Source organism: Geodermatophilus chilensis (assembly GCF_002802985.1).
Lineage (GTDB): Bacteria > Actinomycetota > Actinomycetes > Mycobacteriales > Geodermatophilaceae > Geodermatophilus > Geodermatophilus chilensis.
This window is the reverse complement of record NZ_NVPT01000121.1, coordinates 1-16,595: the sequence shown is the minus strand read 5'-3', so window position 1 is coordinate 16,595 and position 16,595 is coordinate 1. Positions and strand designations below refer to the sequence as shown.

General features: G+C 74.2%; 21 protein-coding genes, 1 tRNA gene and 1 riboswitch. Of the genes, 12 read left to right on the top strand and 10 right to left on the bottom strand.

The annotated features are described in order from the left end of the window. The first annotated feature begins 435 nt into the window (after window positions 1-435). Window positions 436-1,314: a glycerophosphodiester phosphodiesterase gene (locus tag CNO22_RS18830; RefSeq protein WP_100500811.1), complete on the top strand. Its 879-nt coding sequence runs from the start codon at window positions 436-438 to the stop codon at window positions 1,312-1,314. A 354-nt stretch (window positions 1,315-1,668) separates the two neighbouring features. On the opposite strand, the gene CNO22_RS27825 is transcribed toward CNO22_RS18830, so the two are convergent. Continuing rightward, a complete protein-coding gene (locus tag CNO22_RS27825) occupies window positions 1,669-1,908 on the bottom strand; it encodes a hypothetical protein (protein WP_157937010.1) in 240 nt (79 codons plus the stop codon). A gap of 82 nt (window positions 1,909-1,990) precedes the next feature. On the opposite strand from CNO22_RS27825, the gene CNO22_RS18820 reads away from it, so the two are divergent. Continuing rightward, window positions 1,991-2,440, top strand: a complete 450-nt coding sequence (locus CNO22_RS18820; RefSeq protein ID WP_100500809.1) for a PGPGW domain-containing protein — start codon at window positions 1,991-1,993, stop codon at window positions 2,438-2,440. Between the two features lie 275 nt (window positions 2,441-2,715). Here CNO22_RS18820 and CNO22_RS18815 read toward each other — a convergent pair whose 3' ends face one another. Next, window positions 2,716-3,354: an Asp23/Gls24 family envelope stress response protein gene (locus CNO22_RS18815; RefSeq protein ID WP_100500808.1), complete on the bottom strand. Its 639-nt coding sequence runs from the start codon at window positions 3,352-3,354 to the stop codon at window positions 2,716-2,718. Between the two features lie 5 nt (window positions 3,355-3,359). Next, window positions 3,360-3,854 carry an RNA polymerase sigma factor gene (locus CNO22_RS18810; protein ID WP_100500807.1) on the bottom strand — a complete coding sequence of 165 codons (495 nt, stop codon included), beginning with the start codon at window positions 3,852-3,854 and terminating at the stop codon, window positions 3,360-3,362. Window positions 3,855-4,141: 287 nt separating this feature from the next. Between CNO22_RS18810 and CNO22_RS18805 the strand changes: the two genes are divergently transcribed. From CNO22_RS18805 to CNO22_RS18775, 7 genes are read left to right on the top strand one after another with little or no spacing between them, the layout of a single operon-like run. Further along, window positions 4,142-4,612, top strand: a complete 471-nt coding sequence (locus CNO22_RS18805; RefSeq protein ID WP_100500806.1) for an Asp23/Gls24 family envelope stress response protein — start codon at window positions 4,142-4,144, stop codon at window positions 4,610-4,612. Continuing rightward, window positions 4,609-4,941: an Asp23/Gls24 family envelope stress response protein gene (locus CNO22_RS18800; RefSeq protein ID WP_100500805.1), complete on the top strand. Its 333-nt coding sequence runs from the start codon at window positions 4,609-4,611 to the stop codon at window positions 4,939-4,941. Before CNO22_RS18805 ends, CNO22_RS18800 begins: the two co-directional genes overlap by 4 nt. A gap of 8 nt (window positions 4,942-4,949) precedes the next feature. Further along, on the top strand, window positions 4,950-5,219 hold the full coding sequence (locus tag CNO22_RS18795) for a hypothetical protein (RefSeq protein WP_232807165.1): 270 nt from the start codon (window positions 4,950-4,952) through the stop codon (window positions 5,217-5,219). Between the two features lie 39 nt (window positions 5,220-5,258). Beyond that, window positions 5,259-5,444 (top strand): hypothetical protein, encoded by a 186-nt coding sequence (locus CNO22_RS18790; RefSeq protein WP_100500804.1) that lies wholly within the window; start codon window positions 5,259-5,261, stop codon window positions 5,442-5,444. Then, window positions 5,441-5,875, top strand: coding sequence for an Asp23/Gls24 family envelope stress response protein (locus CNO22_RS18785; RefSeq protein ID WP_332870095.1), 435 nt, complete (start codon window positions 5,441-5,443; stop codon window positions 5,873-5,875). Before CNO22_RS18790 ends, CNO22_RS18785 begins: the two co-directional genes overlap by 4 nt. A gap of 13 nt (window positions 5,876-5,888) precedes the next feature. After that, complete coding sequence (locus tag CNO22_RS18780) at window positions 5,889-6,419, top strand: DUF6286 domain-containing protein (protein ID WP_100500802.1); 531 nt, start codon at window positions 5,889-5,891, stop codon at window positions 6,417-6,419. Further along, window positions 6,416-6,988: an alkaline shock response membrane anchor protein AmaP gene (locus CNO22_RS18775; RefSeq protein WP_100500801.1), complete on the top strand. Its 573-nt coding sequence runs from the start codon at window positions 6,416-6,418 to the stop codon at window positions 6,986-6,988. Before CNO22_RS18780 ends, CNO22_RS18775 begins: the two co-directional genes overlap by 4 nt. Window positions 6,989-7,107: 119 nt before the next feature. On the opposite strand, the gene CNO22_RS18770 is transcribed toward CNO22_RS18775, so the two are convergent. From CNO22_RS18770 to CNO22_RS18765, 3 genes are all read right to left on the bottom strand, one after another. Next, a tRNA-Ile gene (locus tag CNO22_RS18770) sits at window positions 7,108-7,184 on the bottom strand. A gap of 34 nt (window positions 7,185-7,218) precedes the next feature. Then, window positions 7,219-7,389: a hypothetical protein gene (locus CNO22_RS29205; protein ID WP_232807164.1), complete on the bottom strand. Its 171-nt coding sequence runs from the start codon at window positions 7,387-7,389 to the stop codon at window positions 7,219-7,221. Continuing rightward, window positions 7,368-8,258 carry a phosphate ABC transporter substrate-binding protein PstS gene (locus tag CNO22_RS18765; protein WP_232807163.1) on the bottom strand — a complete coding sequence of 297 codons (891 nt, stop codon included), beginning with the start codon at window positions 8,256-8,258 and terminating at the stop codon, window positions 7,368-7,370. Before CNO22_RS18765 ends, CNO22_RS29205 begins: the two co-directional genes overlap by 22 nt. Before the next feature lie 436 nt (window positions 8,259-8,694). Beyond that, a riboswitch (cyclic di-AMP (ydaO/yuaA leader) is annotated at window positions 8,695-8,845 on the top strand. An 11-nt stretch (window positions 8,846-8,856) separates the two neighbouring features. On the opposite strand from CNO22_RS18765, the gene CNO22_RS18760 reads away from it, so the two are divergent. Further along, window positions 8,857-10,065 carry a peptidoglycan DD-metalloendopeptidase family protein gene (locus CNO22_RS18760; protein WP_100500800.1) on the top strand — a complete coding sequence of 403 codons (1,209 nt, stop codon included), beginning with the start codon at window positions 8,857-8,859 and terminating at the stop codon, window positions 10,063-10,065. Window positions 10,066-10,140: 75 nt separating this feature from the next. Here the strand turns inward: CNO22_RS18760 and CNO22_RS18755 are convergent, their stop codons facing one another. Further along, window positions 10,141-11,049: a maleylpyruvate isomerase N-terminal domain-containing protein gene (locus CNO22_RS18755; protein WP_100500799.1), complete on the bottom strand. Its 909-nt coding sequence runs from the start codon at window positions 11,047-11,049 to the stop codon at window positions 10,141-10,143. Window positions 11,050-11,172: 123 nt separating this feature from the next. On the opposite strand from CNO22_RS18755, the gene CNO22_RS18750 reads away from it, so the two are divergent. Both CNO22_RS18750 and CNO22_RS18745 read left to right on the top strand, forming a co-directional pair. Continuing rightward, window positions 11,173-12,288, top strand: coding sequence for a GGDEF domain-containing protein (locus tag CNO22_RS18750; RefSeq protein ID WP_100500798.1), 1,116 nt, complete (start codon window positions 11,173-11,175; stop codon window positions 12,286-12,288). Window positions 12,289-12,655: 367 nt separating this feature from the next. Further along, window positions 12,656-13,156, top strand: a complete 501-nt coding sequence (locus tag CNO22_RS18745) for a DUF3145 domain-containing protein (protein WP_089305362.1) — start codon at window positions 12,656-12,658, stop codon at window positions 13,154-13,156. Between the two features lie 224 nt (window positions 13,157-13,380). Here CNO22_RS18745 and CNO22_RS18740 read toward each other — a convergent pair whose 3' ends face one another. From CNO22_RS18740 to CNO22_RS18730, 3 genes are all read right to left on the bottom strand, one after another. Continuing rightward, window positions 13,381-14,790, bottom strand: a complete 1,410-nt coding sequence (locus CNO22_RS18740; protein ID WP_100500797.1) for an acyl-CoA carboxylase subunit beta — start codon at window positions 14,788-14,790, stop codon at window positions 13,381-13,383. A gap of 132 nt (window positions 14,791-14,922) precedes the next feature. Then, entirely contained in the window at window positions 14,923-16,164 is a 1,242-nt protein-coding gene (locus tag CNO22_RS18735; RefSeq protein WP_100500796.1) for a beta-ketoacyl-[acyl-carrier-protein] synthase family protein, read from the bottom strand. Between the two features lie 56 nt (window positions 16,165-16,220). Further along, window positions 16,221-16,460 carry an acyl carrier protein gene (locus tag CNO22_RS18730; protein WP_012949533.1) on the bottom strand — a complete coding sequence of 80 codons (240 nt, stop codon included), beginning with the start codon at window positions 16,458-16,460 and terminating at the stop codon, window positions 16,221-16,223. Between the last annotated feature and the right edge of the window lie 135 nt (window positions 16,461-16,595).

Here is a 16,595-nt window from a genome sequence, read left to right as displayed (position 1 = left end):
CCGGCCAGCCGCGGCGGCGGAGCGCGATGGCCAGGTCCACGACGTAGCGCTCGGCTCCGCCTCCGTCGAGGGAGTCGATGACGAGCAGTACCGGGGCCATCGGAGCTGAGGGCGGGGTCTGAAGGTGACCCAGCGGCCGTTGCCCAACACGCGTCATGTCGACTCCCGCCGGACGGGGACGGCCCGCTGCTCAGGCAGTGCCGGACCTTATCGGCTGGTCAGCCGTTCGGGCCCGCTCAGGCAGCTCCTTGGTCGGACTGGTCGTCGTGGGCTACGTCAACGGGTCGCCTGCATGGCCGCAGCGGGCGGGTCGTCCACTCCGGATGTGATGGCCACGGCGTACGAGCGTCTCTACGCTGGAGCGATCTCGCGCGCTGGCGGTGCCACAGCGCCGGGCGCAAGGGCCGAGGAGGCCGCAGAGACCGTGGCCGGGTGATGGCAGTGCGCGGCTCCGAGCCGGGCGGCGTCGACGTGGTGGCCCACCGTGGCGCCTCGGCGGACGAACCGGAACACACCCTGGCCGCCTACCGGCACGCCGTCCGGCTCGGCGCGGACGCCGTGGAGTGCGACGTGCGGATGACCCGCGACGGCGCGCTGGTGTGCGTCCACGACCGGCGCATCGACCGCACGTCGACCGGCCGCGGCGTGATCTCGGCTCTGGACCTGGCCGACCTGGAGCGGTTCGAGTTCGGGCGCGCCGCTGCGGCGTCCCGGCGGCGGGGGGCTGAGCCGGTCATCGCCACCGGGGACGACGAGGCGCCGGACGAGGAGTCCGGTCGCCTGCTCACCCTGGATCGCCTGCTGGAGTACGTGACCAGCACGCCCGGCCGGGTACGGCTGGCCATCGAGAACAAGCACCCCACCCGGCACTCGATCCGGGTGGAAGCGGCGCTGGTGGTCATGCTCCGGCGCTTCGAGCTGCTGGACGGCGACAGACCCGCCGAGTGGTCCGGCCGACCGGCCGTGCGCGTCATGAGCTTCTCCCCGGCGGCGCTGCGGCGGGTGCATGCCCTCGCGCCGGGAATGCCCACCGTGCAGCTGGTGCGCCAGCTGACGCCATGGACGCGCACCACCGGGCTGCCGTCGGCGAACACCGCAGTCGGACCCTCCCTGGGCCTGCTCCGCCGGGTTCCGTCCTACGTCCGCCGGGCCCAGCGAGCGGGAGCCCAGGTGCACGTCTGGACGGTCAACCGGCCCGAGGACATGGAGTTCGTGCTCTCCCTCGGCGTCGACGCAGTGATCACCGACCATCCGGGGACGCTCCTCCGCCGGCTCGGGCGTGATCCCGCTGGTCGCATGGGCGAACCGGGCTGAGACCGCCGTCCGGGTCTGCCGTTGCCGACCCGACAACCTCGGAGTACCGGGATGAGTCGTCGCATCGGTCATGCCGAGCGCTGAGACCAACGTGAACCGGTCGACGCCGGCCTCCTCGACCGTCCGGATCAGTGCGGCGTTCCCGTCACGGTCGACTCGGTCCATGGACACGTCCTCCGCCCCCGTCAGGCGACCCATGCCCTTGGCGGTCGTGACCACTGTCCGCACTCCGGCATCCGGGCGCTGCCGCCGCCGTTCAGAGCCGGGCCGCTGGTGGAGGCCATGTGGTGGCACCCGGTCCACGAGGAGGGCCCCGAGCACTCCTGGCTGCGACCCGGTCGTGCGGGCCACGGGTCAGGCGGTCGGCGATCCCGTTGCGGGGTGGCGCATCAGCCTCGTCGATGAGACGACCAGCACGCGGTGAACGGGCGGCGAAGTGGGCACCGGGGTTCGAGGATCGAGACGCAGCAGCAGGCTGAAGTACATGTGGTCCAGCCGCAGCGTCCGGTGCCCGGGAAGCGCAGGCACCACGGGCACCCCGAGCAGCGCCTCGTCGAGTCCGACACAGCCCGACCGGTCCTCCGGCTGGGTCATGCCGCTGACGCTACGGGCGGAGTCCGACACGTGGCCCGGGCGGTGCCGCATGACGACTCGATGAGTTGGGCACCACCCAACAGTGAAGACCGCTGTCGTCGCCGTCCTCGGCGGCTTGCTGACCCTCGCCGGCATCGCGCTGCTCGTGCTGCCCGGTCCCGGCTTCGTGCTGGTCGCGGCCGGCCTGGCGGTGCTGGCCACGCGCTTCTCCTGGGCGAAGAAGCCGTTGGACTACGCCAAGGACAAGGCGCAGGAGGGCGTCGAGGAGGTCGCCAAGAGCCCGTGGCGCGCCGCCGGGGCGATGCTGGCCGCACTGGTGCTGGTGGTGCTCGGCGTGCTCGCCCTGGCCGGCGTGGACCTGCCCTTCGTGAATGCGTTCACCGCCGTCGTGCTCATCCTGTCCGGCCTCTTCCTGGTCGGGACGGTCATCTTCGCGCGTCGCCAGGAGAAGCTTGAGCAGGCCCGGGCGCACCGCCCGGCAGGCCAGCGGGGCACAGCCGGCGCCTACCGAGCCGCGCCCCACGGCGACTGAGCACCGCCGCTCAGTCCAGGGCGGGACGGCGGCGCCAGATCAGGTCGCCTGCTCGCGAGGCGAACGGCTGCGAACGCCCGTGACCGCAACCAGCCTCGGACCCGCAGTTCCAGGCCGTCAGCGAACCTCGGCGGACCTGTCGAACGTGACGGGGGGGACGAGCCACCATGAGCGCTGTCCCGAGCCCTTGCGCGCCTTGGGTCGTCGACGTCTGCAGGCCCTTGACTGGCCGGCGCGACGGGCGGTGCCGGGGAGGCAGGACCGCACGGCAACGGTCAGGTGCGCACGTCGACGACAGTCACGTTGACCTCGGCGGTCGTCAGGCCGGCGTGTTCGCGGAGATCGCGGCTGATCTGTTCGCGGACCTGTCGGGCGACCTCGTGCATGGGCGCTCCGTAGTCGATGACGATCTGGACATCGACCACGACGTGAGTACCGGCGACCCCGATGTCGGAGGCCGCCTCGCCTGCCGGGCCGGCGATGTCTGCTGCGCTCGCCGCGGAGCCGGTGTGTCCTTGCCCCAATGCCAGGGTCACCCGGGGTACGGACTCGGCCGCCAGGCGGGCGATGACGCCGACGACCCGGGCGGCGACCCGGGTGTGCCCTCGTGGTCCGGGCAGGGAGGCGTACCAGGGGTTGCGGCTGAGCTCACGCACTCGTGCCATGACGGCGTCGAGCAGTCCTGCGGGTGCGCGGACCTCTTCAGCGGCGAGGTCCTCCACCGGCGACCAGACGTCGCGCAGCTCGGCCAGCGCGGCGCGGCAGTGCGGACACCTTCGCTGGTGTTCCGGGTCTCTAGGAGCGCGGTCGTCGACCACGTGGGCGAAGAGTTCGTCCACAGAGGTGCCGCAGGGGAGCCGCTCGTCACCGGCAGCGCCGTCGAAGGGAATGCCGGGGAAACCGTCGTCGGACACGCGGCTCACCTCCAATCCCGCAGCCGGTCGGCCAGTGCGCGTCGAGCTCGATGCGCTCGTACCTTCGCCGCAGCCTCGCTGATACCGAGGATGCGCCCCGCCTCGGCATGCGTGTAACCACCGAATGTGGTGAGCACGAGCGGAGCTCGCTGCTCGAAGGGCAGGGACACCACTGCCTGGCGTACGGCTTCTCGTCGCTGCGCGGCCACGGCCAGGGTCTCGGCAGCCGGTGACGTGGGCAGGCCATCCCCGCCGGTGGTCTCGTCGGGCAACGGCTCGGTGAGCCGGGATGCGCGGTGGACGTTGTGGCAGCGATTGATCACGATGCGCGTCACCCAGGTGGAGAAGCGCGCGTCCCCGCGAAACCCCGGCAGGTGCTGCCACGCCTGCAGGAAGGCCTCCTGGACGACGTCCTGGGCCGTGCCGACGTCACCCGTCATCCGCAGGGCAACGCGGTAGAGCTGGTCCTGGTGCTGGCGCACGAGGGTCGCGAACGCCATCTCGTCACCGTCCCGGGCGAGGGGAGCCAGCGTTCCTCCATCGGGTCGCCGGCGACGTCGGCACCCGTCGACGGGTTCACCTCGAGACCTCGTCGGACCGCGTCGTCCAGGCCAGCATCACCCGTGCACCGTGATGTGACCCACGTCTCTGTAACCCCTCGCGTCGCTCGGTGTCGAAGAAGTGTGAGCCGTTCAAGGGCCCCCGCTGGGCCGGGTCTACGTCCCAGACGCCGTTGGGTGCCAGTGGCTCGCCATTCAATCGCATCCGATCCTCAGAGAGGTACCCGATGACCCAGACCCCCAGCAGCACCTCGACCGCCAGCACCTCTACCTCCAGCGCCCTGACGCAGTCGGCCCCCTCGGCGCTGCAGACCAACCAGGGTCGGACGACGGTCGCCGACGGTGTGGTGCAGAAGATCGCCGGCCTGGCGGCGCGGGAGGTGTCCGGTGTGTACGCCCTCGGCGGCGGTGCGGCCCGGGCGTTCGGGGCGCTGCGTGAGCGCATCCCCGGCGGCACCCAGTCGGCGGGGATGGGCGTCTCGGTCGAGGTGGGGGAGAAGCAGGCGGCGGTCGACCTGGACCTGGTCACCGACTACGGCGCTCCGATCGCCGAGGTGGCCCGATCCGTGCGCCGCAACGTCATCAACTCGGTGGAGAGCATGACCGGACTGCAGGTCACCGAGGTCAACATCGCCGTCAATGACGTGCACCTGCCCAGTGACGACGAGGGCCAGCAGGAGCCCGCGCGCGTCCAGTGAGCGACTGGTCGAGTGCCGTGGCGGCGGAGGTCGAGGCCATCGCCGCCGCGGTCCTCACCTGCCCGGCCGTGGCCGCCCTCCACGGCGGTCCCCTCGCCCAGACGGTGACCCTGCTGCCCGGCCGTCGCATCGAGGGAGTCCAGCTCACCGAGGACCGCGTGCGCATCGGCGTGGTCGCCGCCTACGGCGCGCCGGTGGCCCTGCTCACCGCGCAGGTGCACGCAGCAGTCAGGGAGCTCGTCGGCGGTCGGCCGGTCGACGTGCACGTCGGTGACCTGCAGCTGCCCGAGGAACAGCCGCAGGCGCTCCCGGCCGGCTCGGGGAGCTGAGCCGGCCGGTGCCGGAGTCCCCGCCGCCTCGAGCGCTGAGCGCCGAGCAACGCCGTCGGCGTCGGGAGCTGCTGCGTCAGCACCATCCCGACCTCGGTGGGGACGCCGAGGAGTTCGTCCGCGTGCTGCGGCAGCTCGAGACCGGCAGCCCCACCGGCCGCGGGCCGGCTGCCGGTGAGGAACTCCGCTTCGTGCGGCGCCCTCGCGGTCTCGCCCGGTTCGCGGCCTGGCCGCTGGCGCGCCTGCGCCGCCGCCGTCGCTCACGCCGCGTGGTGTGAGCGTTCCTCTCCATCCGTCACTGCTTCACGGAGGTTGTCATGCCCCCCACCGTGGTGGGTCTGTTCACCGGTCTGCTGCTCGGACTGGCCTGGGTCATCGGCGGCTTCGACGCCTTCGTCGGCACCGCGGTCCTGGGCGTCGTCGGGTTTCTCGTCGGGAAGGTGGTCTCCGGTCAGCTGGACCTCACGCCCTACCTCGGCGGCGGCGGCCGCGGCTCCCGGTGAGCACTGCCGCAGACGTCGCCGTGACGGGCCGGGACGCTGAGACTGCTGTCGCCGCTGGTCCGGGTCCGGGCGATCCCGGTGACCGGGGCGACCTGACGATCGCGGACCGGGTCGTCGAGCGTGTCGCCGGATACGCCGTCACCCAGGTCCAGGGAGCTAGCGCCGCCCCTCGCCGAGTGCTCGGGATCAACGTCGGCGACGCGCGTCCCGACGACGAGGCCTCGGTCCGAGCCCGCGTCGACGGCGGGACCGCCACCGTCGAGGCCACGATCGCCGTGGAGTGGCCCCATCCCATCCCGGTCGTCGCCGAGCGACTGCGCAGACGGGTCCGCGACGACGTCGCACGCCTGACCGACGTGCAGGTGGCCCACATCGACCTCGACGTGGTCAGCCTGCCGCTGGCGGCGTCCCGACCCCGGCGCGTGCAGTGATGGAGGAACTCTCGTGCACGTCCTGAACCGGATCCTCGCCACGCTGCTGGCGCTGGCCTTGCTCCTCGGCGGCCTGCTGGCGGTCGTCGAGATCGTCCTGGCGCTCCTCGGGCGCCCACCCTGGCTCGTGCCCCATCCGGCATGGAGCAGCTGGCTGAGCGAGCAGACGTTCGCGACCGGCGTCGTCCGGGCCGTCCTCATCGCCTCGGTCGTCCTGGGCCTGCTGCTCCTGGTCGCCGCGTTGCGACGTGGTCGGCCCGGCTCCCTCGCACTGCCGAGCGGCAGCGAGGGGGTGCGCGTCACTGCCTCCCGTCGCGGCATCGAACGGACCGTGTCCCGCGCCGCCCAGCGCGCCGACGGCGTGCGATCGGCGCGCGTGCGCGCAGGACGGCGCAAGGTGCGGGTCACGGCGGTCACCGGCCTGCGTGAGCCCGGGGACCTACGTCAGCGAGTGGCGGGCGCGGTCGACGAGCGGCTCGGAGAACTCGGCTTGACCGGCACCGTCCGGTCGAAGGTCACCGTCTCCCGGAAGGGTGCCCGATGAACGCCCGTGTCGACGCCGGCAACCGCGTCGCTCTGACCCTGTTGGCAGTGATCCTGCTGGCCGCCGGTGGCTTGGGACTGGCCCTGGGCTTCGGGGCCTTCGGCGACCCGGACGAGCCGGTGCTGCCGCAGGAGCTGCGCGGCGTCGCCCGCGACCAGCCCTGGTTCTGGTGGGCGGTCGCCGCCGGCTGCCTGCTGCTGGCGCTGCTGGCCCTGCGCTGGCTGATCGCGCAGCTGCACACCGACCGGGTGGCGCGGCTGGACCTGACCACCGACGACCGCGACGGCCGCACCGCCGTCCACGCCGGTGCCCTCACCGACGCCGTCGAGAACGAGGCCGAGACCCTGCGCGGCGTCAGCGGAGCCTCGGCTCACCTCCGCGACTCACGAGGTGGGCGCCTGACCCTCAGCGTCGACCTGACCGACTACGCCGACATCGCCGAGGTCCGCAGGGCGCTGGAGAACCAGGTCGTCGGCCATGTCCGGCAGGCCGTCGCAGACCCGGCACTCCCCGTGGACATCGAGCTGCGGCCCGGCGCCGCCAGGTCCGGAGGCCGTGGCCTCCTGTGAGGTCACCCGGCGCATGACCCTCTTCCATCTGTACAGCGCAGGCGGTGACGCGGACGGGTCCATGGCGGATGTCGGCGATCTTGCTGTCCAGTCAACAACGCGCTGAGCAGCAGTTTGGTTGGTGGGGCGGGTGGGGCTCGAACCCACGACCCAGGGATTATGAGTCCCATGCTCTGACCGGCTGAGCTACCGCCCCGCGGTGTCCAGCCTGCCAGACGCGGGGGCCGGCCTCAGGGCGCGGTGCCGATGGCGTCGATCGCCGTCCGGGCCTGCTCGCGCAGCGCGTCGGAGACCGGGGCGGAGCCGGCCACCTCGGCGGCTGCGGCCTGGCCCTCCTCGCTCGTCACGTACGTCATGAAGTCCGCGACCAGCTCGGCGGTCAGCTGGTCCTCGTGCTGCATGCAGCCGAGGTGGTAGCTGACCAGGACAATCGGGTACTGGCCTGATTCGGCCGTCGTCGGTCGAGCTCGAGGGCGAAGTCGTACGGGCCGCGGCCGGGCAGCGGCTCGGACCCCTCGACAACGGCGGCCGCGGCCTCCGGCGTCGGCGCGACGAACTCCCCGCCGACGCCGATCCGGGCCACGCCCAGGTCGCCGGCCTGGGAGCGATCGGCGTAGCCGATGGTTCCCGCGCCGCCGGCGACGGCGGCCACCACGCCGGAGTTGCCCTGGGCCGACTCACCGCCCTCGACCGGCCACTCGCCGTCGGGCTCGTACGGCCAGGCCTCGGGGGCCGCGGCGGCCAGGTACTCGGTGAAGTTCTCCGTCGTCCCCGACTCGTCGGACCGGTTGACCGGGGTGATCGCCAGGGCGGGCAGGGCGACGCCCGGGTTGTCCGCGGCGATCGCCGGGTCGTCCCAGCTGGTGATCTGCCGGTTGAAGACGTCGGCGAGCGTGGCGGGGGAGAGGTACAGGTCCGTCACTCCGGGGAGGTTGTGGACGACGGCGATCGGCGAGATGTAGTTCGGCAGCTCGAAGACCTCGCCGCCGCAGCGCTCGCGGGCCGCGACGAGCTCCTCCTCGTCGAGCGGCGCGTCCGAGCCGGCGAAGTCGGTGCCGCCGGCGACGAACTGCTCGCGGCCACCGCCGGAGCCGACCGGGTCGTAGTCCACGGTGACGCCCGGCTGCACGGCCGAGTACCTGGCGGTCCACCCCTGCATCGCGGCCTGCTGACTGCTCGCCCCGGCGCCCACGAGGGAGCCGCTGAGGTCACCGGAGGCCAGGACGCCCTGGCCGCGCTCGTTGGGGGGCACGTACTGCGACAGCGCCACCGCCGCGCCGGGCGTCCGGCCACGACCCTAGGCGTCGCCCGGGATCGCCACAGGTCGGCGGCCTCGGGCGCCTCTACCCGACCCCGGCGGGTGGTCGCCAGCCCCTGTGGACGACGGCCGGACGGCGTCCACGACCACGCGGTGTGGCGGAGATCGCACCGGTGAGCCGCCGTGACGACGTGTGGCAGCCCGGACAGCGGGGGATGAGCGGGTTTCCCGCGTCCGTGCAGGTCACCCCCTGCGTCCCAGCCGCCCACCCGTCACCACTCCGCAGCCGAGCACTGACACCGCGTAGTGGATGCAGCGTCCGACCGGCAAGCAGGCACCCGTCTGCGTTACCCGATCGTGACCGCGGGCCCGGATCCGTGTAGCTTCCTCGACGGCCTTGCCGGGCTCAGCTCCTCGGGAACCGAGGGCCTCGGCACGGCCCCGCCGAACCGCCGACGTCCCGATCCGGGGCCGAGGCGGACCGGGGACCCACCGAACATCTGGGGTGAGTCCTGCATGCGTCGGGGAAGCGCAGGCAGGTAGGGCGCCGTCCGGCCCGAACCCGTCAGCTAACTCGGTAGGCGGTCGCGAGGATGGGAGAACTGTCGCCTTGGCGACCCTGCACCGCCTGAACACCGTGGTCCGCTGCGCCACATCACCCCGCAGCCACGCGCGCGCTCCGCGCCGTGCCGTCGTCGTCGTCGCCGCGGCGGTGGCCGGGCTCCTGGCCGGCACGCCCGTCGTCGCCGGTGCTGCGCCCGCCCCCGCCGCGTCGGAACAGTCCTCGCTCGAGGAGCAGGTCAAGGCCATCGAGGAGCAGGTCAAGGCCGCCGAGGAGCAGCTCCAGCGGATGACCGTGGAGGCCGAGGCAGCCGCCGACGCCGCCCTCGTCGCCCGCGCCCAGCTGGCCCAGGGCCAGGCGGAGGCCGAGCGGACCGCCGCCGAGCTCGCCGCCGCCCAGGCCGACGTCGCCGGGGCGGAGGAAGACATCGCCGAGCTCGGCCGCGAGGCCTACATGGGTGCCGAGGAGCGCTACGGCGACCTCGAGCTCATCCTCGACGCGCAGAGCCCCACGGAGCTGCTGCAGCAGGCCGCCACCATGGAGCAGCTCGGCGACCACCGCGCCGAGCGGCTGCAGGAGTTCGTCGTCGTCCAGACGCGGGTGGAGGAGGCCGACCGCGCCGCCAGGGCCGCCGTCGCGCAGCTCGACGAGCTCGCCCGCAAGGCGGAGGAGACCGAGCGGGCGGCCAACGAGCACCTCGCCCGGGCGCAGGCCGACTACGACGCCCGCGCGGCGGAGAAGGCCCGTCTCGACGAGGAGCTGCGCCTGGCCGGCGAGCGGCTGCTCGCCTCGCAGGGCGCCGCCGACCCGGGCGCCGCGTGGAGCGCCCGCCAGTCGCTGGCCAGCTCGGCCGACGTCTCCGGCATGCCGACGGCCGGCCGGGTGACCTCCTGCTACGGCCCGCGCTGGGGGACCATGCACCAGGGCGTCGACATCGCCGCGTCCATCGGCACCCCCATCTACGTGCCCGAGGACGGCGTGGTCCTGCAGGCCGGTCCGGCCAGCGGCTTCGGTCTGGCCGTGTACGTCCAGCACGGCGACGGGCAGATCACCCTCTACGGGCACATCAACCAGGCCTTCGTCAGCGCCGGCCAGGTGGTCAAGGCTGGCGACCAGATCGCCGAGGTCGGCAACAAGGGCCAGTCCACCGGGCCGCACCTGCACTTCGAGGTGCACCAGGGCGGGCTGTACGCCAGCCGGGTCAACCCGATGCCGTGGCTCCAGCAGCGCGGCATCTCGCTGGGTGGCGCCTGCTGACCACCTGACCGGGTCACACCGACGCGGCCGCCGGGGGAGTGCCCCCCGGCGGCCGCGTCGCGGCCCGGGCCGGTCCTACCGCCGTCCGCGCAGCCGGCCGAGCAGGCCGCCCACCCCGCCGAGGGTCTGCGCCGCGAGCGCGAGGATCGGGCCGCCGGGGATGCCCGGCGCCGACTGCACGATCGGCGCCAACGCCAGCAGGCCGCCCAGCTCGTGCACCCGGAGCCGCCTGCGGGCCAGGGCCGCGACCGGGTTGACCCGGCCCGAGGCCGCCTCCAGGAGCAGGTCCGCCGGCGCCTCCACCGCGGTGCCGCGGGCGTCGCCCGCGGGGATCCGCCGCACCGTCCAGCCGGAGTCGTCGGCGGCGAAGGCCCACCCGCCGTCCGGGGTCGCCAGCGTGGCGCCGCCGCTGACACCCTCGCGGGCCGCCAGCGCGCCCGTCACGTCGGCCAGCGCGGCCAGCCCGGACTGCAGCACCGCGGCCGGGGGAGGCGGCGCGCCGCAGGGCACCAGGTCCAGGCCGTGCACCGCCAGCTCGTAGGCCTGCCCGAGCACGACGCTGAGCAGGGGCAGCCGGCCGACGACGGCGACCGCCGGCGCGGTGTCGAGCTCCGCCGGTTCCTCGGCCAGGTAGCGGGCGGTGGCGTCCCGGTTGCGGCGCAGCGCGGCCAGGACCTCCTCCCCGGAGGCGTCCCGGTGTGCGGCGGTCACCCGCGCGTTCGTCCCGTCGACGTCCGGCGGCATGCCCACCCCACCGGCCCGCGCCGAGGCGATCAGGTCGGGCAGCGCGGCGTGGTCGTCCCAGAGGCCCAGGTGCACGCAGACCTCGTGCACCCGCCACCCGGGCAGCCGGGTCGGCCGGTCGAGGTCGACGGCCGATGCCTGCCCGAGGAAGGCGTCCCACGCGTCGAGCACCATCGGCCCGACGACGTCGCGGCCGGCGTCGGCCATGCCCCGGTGCTGGGTGTCCCCGGTCAGCGCCATGGCCGCCTCCTACCCCGGGGTCGCGGCGGCAGGCGTGGCGTGGATCTCGCCGCGGTCGCCGGCGCCACCCCCGCAGGGGTGAGCCGCGTCAAGGTGGAGTGACTCCACGTCGATGGTGGGCGCATGGACGACAGGCCGGTCGCGGACCGCCGCTCCCCTCGCCGAGGCGAGGCGCGCGGTCGCTGGGCCGGGCTCCGCGCCGCGCTCTACCGGCAGCTGGCCGACGACGACGACCGCGCCACCTACTGGGTGCGCCACGTGCGCCTGGGCGTCGCACTCACCGAGACCTCCGCCCTGGCCGTGGTCGGCTACGTCCTCCTCACGCCGGGCAGCGCCGTGCGCACCGTCCTCCTCCTGGCCCTCGCCGGCGCCGCCGTCCTCGTGGCGCCGCTGCTGCTCCTGCTGCCCGTCGCCGAGATGGTGCGCGACCGCCGGGGCAGCCTGCTCTTCTACGGCTGGAGCCTCGCGGTCACCGCGCTCGTCGCCGCCGGCTCCCGGGTGGACGGCGGAGCAGACAGCCCGCTGTACGCGCTGCTGTTCATCACCCTCGGGTTCATGGCGTCGGCGTACCCGCCGGCGGGCGTCGTCGCCATGGGTGCCATGATGACCGGCGCCTACCTGGTCTGCGTCAACGGCGGCGGCGGGCTGGACTCCTCGGCGTCCTTCATCGCGGTCGTCATGGCCGTCTACACGGTGCTGTGCGCGATGGCGTCGGCCAACCAGTGGGAGGCCCAGGACCGGCAGCAGTTGCTGCTGCGCACCTCCGAGGTGCTCGCCGCCACCGACCCGCTGACCTGCTGCCTCAACCGGCGCGCCTTCCTCGACCGGCTGAACCGCGCCGCGGCCGGCGCCGGCGAGGAGTGGGTGGTCTGCCTGGTCGACCTGGACGGCTTCAAGGGCGTCAACGACCGCAGCGGCCACGCCGCCGGGGACGCCGTGCTGCGGTCGGTCACCGCCGCGTTGAGCGCCGTGGTGCGGGAGACCGACACGGTGGCCCGGCTCGGCGGCGACGAGTTCGCCGTCCTGGCCGAGGTGGAGCCGGACGGGAGCGAGGCCCTGGCCGCCCGGCTGCGGGACGCCGTGGCCCGCGTCGGCGCCGGTACCGGCGTCACCGCGAGCGTCGGCGTCACCGACGTCCGGCCCGGCGACGACGGGCACGAGGTGCTCGGCCGCGCTGACCAGGCCATGTACCGCTCCAAGGGCGCGGGCGGCAACCGGGTGACCGCGCTGGCCGGCTGAGCGCGCCGGCCGGTCCGCCGGCCGTACTGCCGCTACGCTGCGTGAAGGGATTCCGGTACGCCTCCGTTCGTACCATCCCCGGCTGTGGACCCGCGGGGGAGATCCTGTGGACGGGATGTGGGGTCGCGGTGGATCGGGGGTGCCCGGCCGCGACCCGCCGGTACCGCCACTGACCAGCGCGGAGGCGCGCGGTGCGGAACCGGCCTGTCACACCGGACCCAACTGTCCCGCCCGCACTGGCGCGATCGGGTGACCATCGTGCACACTGTCACCAGGACCCCTGGTCCGGGATCGCCGAACACAGCCTGTCACCGAATCGATCGTCCGTTGGGGAAGACGAGACCGATCGAGTCGATGGAGGTACCCCGTGCAGCGACGGTCTACCCAGGGTGTCGTCTTCGTGCACGCGTGCCCGAAGGCGCTCTGCCAGCACGTCGAGTGGGCGCTCGAGCGCGTCATCGGCGCGCCGGTCTCCCTGTCGTGGGCCGACCAGCCCGCGGCTCACGGTTCCTACCGTGCCGAGGTCGCCTGGACCGGTGCTCCCGGTACGGGCGCCAAGCTGGTGGCTGCGCTGCGCGCGTGGCCGATGCTGCGCTTCGAGGTCACCGAAGAGGCCAGCTACGGCAACGACGGCGAGCGCATGTCGTACGTGCCCGGCCACGGGGTCTTCCGCGCGCCCACGAGCGCCAACGGCGACCTCGTCGTCAGCGAGCAGCAGCTGCGCAACCTCGCGGCCAACGCCACGTCGATCGAGGCGTTCCGGCACGGTGTGGACGAGCTGCTCGGCGCCGCCTGGGACGCCGACCTCGAGGTCTACCGGCACGCCGGTGACGGCAGCCCGGTCACCTGGCTGCACCAGGTCGTCTGAGAGAGGACCCCGTCCTCCCCACCCCTCGCGAGCTCGGGGCGGGACCCGGGACGGGGCCGTCCAGGTTACGAACCGGCCACGACCGGAGGGCAGCTCCGCCCTCCCCGTCGTAGGCTCGAGCCGGTCGTCCGGACGTCGTCGGGGAAGCGGCGTCCGGACGACCAGGACCTCCCCGCACGCGATCGGGCCCGGCACCTCCGTCGAGGTGTCGGGCCCGGTCGCGTTCACAGCGGGATGTTGCCGTGCGCCCCGCGGCCGTGGGGCGCCGCCGCCAGGGCCGCGATCAGTCGTCGCCGGGTCTGCGCCGGTTCCACCACCTCGTCGACCACGCCGATCTCCAGGGCCCGGTTCACGCCGCCGGCGATCCGCTCGTGCTCGGCGGCCAGCTCGGCGTGCAGCGCCTCCCGCTCGCCGGGCGGGACGGCGGCCAGCTTCTTGCGGTGCAGGATGCCGACGGCGGCCTTGGCGCCCATGACCGCGACCTCGGCCCCCGGCCAGGCGAAGACCGTCGTCGCGCCGAGCGAGCGGGCGTTCATCGCGATGTAGGCCCCGCCGTAGGACTTGCGCGTCACCAGGGTCACCCGGGGCACCACCGCCTCGGCGAAGGCGTGCAGCAGCTTGGCGCCGCGGCGGACCACGCCGTCCCACTCCTGGCCGACGCCGGGCAGGTAGCCGGGGACGTCGACGAGCACCACCAGCGGGACGCCGAACGCGTCGCACATCCGCACGAAGCGGGCCGCCTTCTCCGCCGAGGCCGAGTCCAGGCAGCCGCCCAGCCGCAGCGGGTTGTTGGCGACGACGCCGACCGTGCGGCCGGCCAGCCGGCCCAGCGCGGTCACGACGTTGGGCGCCCAGCGCGGGTGCAGCTCCAGCGACGGGCCGTCGAGGACGGCGGCCACGAGCGGCTTGACGTCGTAGGCGCGGTTGGTCTGCTCGGGCAGCAGCGCTCGCAGGTCGACGTCCGGCTCCCCCTCGGCCGGGGCGAAGGAGCCCTGCGCGGCCAGCAGGTCGACGGCCTGCCGCGCGGTCTCCAGCGCCGCCTGCTCGGAGTCGGTCACCACGTGGACGACGCCGCTGCGCCGGCCGTGGGTGTCCGGCCCGCCCAGGCTCTCCATGTCGACGTCCTCGCCGGTGACCGAGCGGACGACGTCCGGGCCGGTGACGAACACCCGGCCGGCGGGGCCCATGACCACCAGGTCGGTGAGGGCCGGGCCGTAGGCGGCGCCGCCGGCGGCCGGACCGAGGACCACCGAGATCTGCGGGACGCGCCCCGAGGCCCGGACCATCGCCTCGAACACCTCGCCCACCGCGTGCAGCGCCGTGACGCCCTCGGCGAGCCGGGCGCCGCCGGAGTGCCAGACGCCGACGACCGGCACCCGCTCCCGCAGCGCGGTGTCGATCGCGTCGACGATGTGTCGGCAGCCGTCGACGCCCATGGCGCCGCCCATGACGGTGGCGTCGGTGCAGAAGGCGACCGCCCGAGTGCCCGACACCGTGCCCCGGGCCGCCACCACTCCCGAGGTGTCGTGCGGTGCCAGCAGCTGCATCGAGCCGGGATCGAAGAAGCGCGCCAGGCGGTCCTCGGGGTCGCGCGGGTCGGCGGTGGGCTGGGGAGCGGCTTGCAGCGTGGTCATGGGACCTCTCCGGGCCGGACGCGGGCGTGCGGGGATGCTCCGGGCAGGCACGGCCTGCCCGGGCGGGTGCATGGCCCCGCTGCAGGGTCCCGCCGCGAGCTCGCGAGTGGCGGGGGGCAGCGGGGCCCTCTTTCAGGCGGTGGTGAACACCAGCGCGATGTTGTGGCCGCCGAAGCCGAAGGAGTCGTTGACCGCGGCGGTGAGGGATGCCTTCCGCGGCTCCCGCCGGACGATGTCGAGGGCCTGGACGGCCGCGTCGTCGTCCGGGTCGTCGAGGTTGGCGGTGGCCGGCACGAGCTGCTCGCGCAGCGCCAGCACGGTGAAGACCGACTCCAGCGCACCGGCCGCGCCGAGCAGGTGGCCGGTCTGGCTCTTGGTCGCCGTCACCAGCGCGTGGTCGCCGATGGCGTTGCGGATGGCCGCGGCCTCCGCGGTGTCGCCCACCGGCGTCGAGGTGGCGTGCGCGTTGACGTGGCCGATGTCGGCGGCGGTGAGCTCGGCGTCGCGGAGGGCGGCGGCGATCGCCCGGCCCGCGCCCTCGCCCTCGGGGTGCGGGGCGACCAGGTCGTAGCCGTCGGCGGTGCCGCCGGCGCCGGCCAGCCGGGCGTGGATGCGTGCACCGCGAGCGCGGGCGGCGTCGCCGCGCTCGAGCACCAGCGCGGCCGCGCCCTCGCCGAGCACGAACCCGTCGCGTGCCTTGTCGAACGGGCGGGAGGCGCGCTCGGGCTCGTCGTTGCGGGTGCTCATCGCGCGCATCGCCGCGAAGCCGGCCATGGGCAGCGGGTGCACGCAGGCCTCCGCGCCGCCGACCAGCACGACGTCCGCGCGGTCGAAGCGCAGCAGGTCCAGGCCCCAGCGGATCGCCTCGGCGCCGGAGGCGCAGGCGCTCACCGGGGCGTGCACGCCGCCCCTGGCGCCGATCGCCAGCCCGACCGCGGCGGCCGGGCCGTTGGGCATGAGCATCGGGATGGTGAAGGGCGAGACCCGCTTGGGGCCCTTCTCCTCCAGGATGTCGTCCTGGCCGAGCAGGGTCAGCGCGCCGCCGATGCCGGTGCCGAAGACGACGGCGACCCGCTCGGGGGCGACGCCGGCGTCGGCGGCCCCGGAGTCGCGCCAGGCCTCCTCGGCGGCGACCGCGGCCACCTGCTGGCTGCGGTCCAGCCGGCGGGCGCGGACGCGGTCGAGCTGACCGGCCGGGTCGGTGGCCAGCCGGGCGACGAGCTGGGCCGGGTACTCCTTGACCCAGTCGTCGGTGAGCCGGCTGACCCCCGACCGCCCGGCCAGCAGCGCGTCCCACGTGCTGGCGACGTCGCTCCCGAGCGGCGTGGTGGCACCGAGACCGGTGACGACGACGTCGCCGACGGACGTGCTCATGACGGGTTCCTCCTGGGACGTGCGGCCGGGGGGCCGAGGGTGGTGACCGGGGTCGGTCAGGCCTTGTTCTTCTGGATGTAGCTCATGGCGTCGCCGACGGTCTTGATGTTGGCCAGCTCGTCGTCGGGGATGGCGACGCCGAACTTGTCCTCGACCGCGGTGGCGATCTCGACCATCGACAGCGAGTCGACGTCGAGGTCTTCGGTGAACGACTTCTCCGGGGTGGCGTCGGCGGGCGCCACGCCCGCGACCTCCTCCAGGATCTCGGCCAGACCGGTCTGGATGTCCTCGCTCACGCGCGGTCCTCTCTCTCGGGTGGGGGCGGGGGAGTCCCGCCGTCCTCGGGGGCGACCCCGACGAGGTGCGCGCGGCACTGGAGGAGCACGGGCTGGCCCCGGCGAACATGAACGGTGGCGGGCAGGTCGTCGTCG

Bases quoted from the DNA above. Each gene is read 5' to 3' on its own strand.
- CNO22_RS18830 (WP_100500811.1), top strand. From the start codon at position 436: ATGGCAGTGCGCGGCTCCGAGCCGGGCGGCGTCGACGTGGTGGCCCAC.
- CNO22_RS27825 (WP_157937010.1), bottom strand. From the start codon at position 1,908: ATGACCCAGCCGGAGGACCGGTCGGGCTGTGTCGGACTCGACGAGGCG.
- CNO22_RS18810 (WP_100500807.1), bottom strand. From the start codon at position 3,854: ATGGCGTTCGCGACCCTCGTGCGCCAGCACCAGGACCAGCTCTACCGC.
- CNO22_RS18805 (WP_100500806.1), top strand. From the start codon at position 4,142: ATGACCCAGACCCCCAGCAGCACCTCGACCGCCAGCACCTCTACCTCC.
- CNO22_RS18790 (WP_100500804.1), top strand. From the start codon at position 5,259: ATGCCCCCCACCGTGGTGGGTCTGTTCACCGGTCTGCTGCTCGGACTG.
- CNO22_RS18775 (WP_100500801.1), top strand. From the start codon at position 6,416: ATGAACGCCCGTGTCGACGCCGGCAACCGCGTCGCTCTGACCCTGTTG.
- CNO22_RS29205 (WP_232807164.1), bottom strand. From the start codon at position 7,389: ATGCAGCACGAGGACCAGCTGACCGCCGAGCTGGTCGCGGACTTCATG.
- CNO22_RS18755 (WP_100500799.1), bottom strand. From the start codon at position 11,049: ATGGCGCTGACCGGGGACACCCAGCACCGGGGCATGGCCGACGCCGGC.
- CNO22_RS18750 (WP_100500798.1), top strand. From the start codon at position 11,173: ATGGACGACAGGCCGGTCGCGGACCGCCGCTCCCCTCGCCGAGGCGAG.
- CNO22_RS18740 (WP_100500797.1), bottom strand. From the start codon at position 14,790: ATGACCACGCTGCAAGCCGCTCCCCAGCCCACCGCCGACCCGCGCGAC.
- CNO22_RS18735 (WP_100500796.1), bottom strand. From the start codon at position 16,164: ATGAGCACGTCCGTCGGCGACGTCGTCGTCACCGGTCTCGGTGCCACC.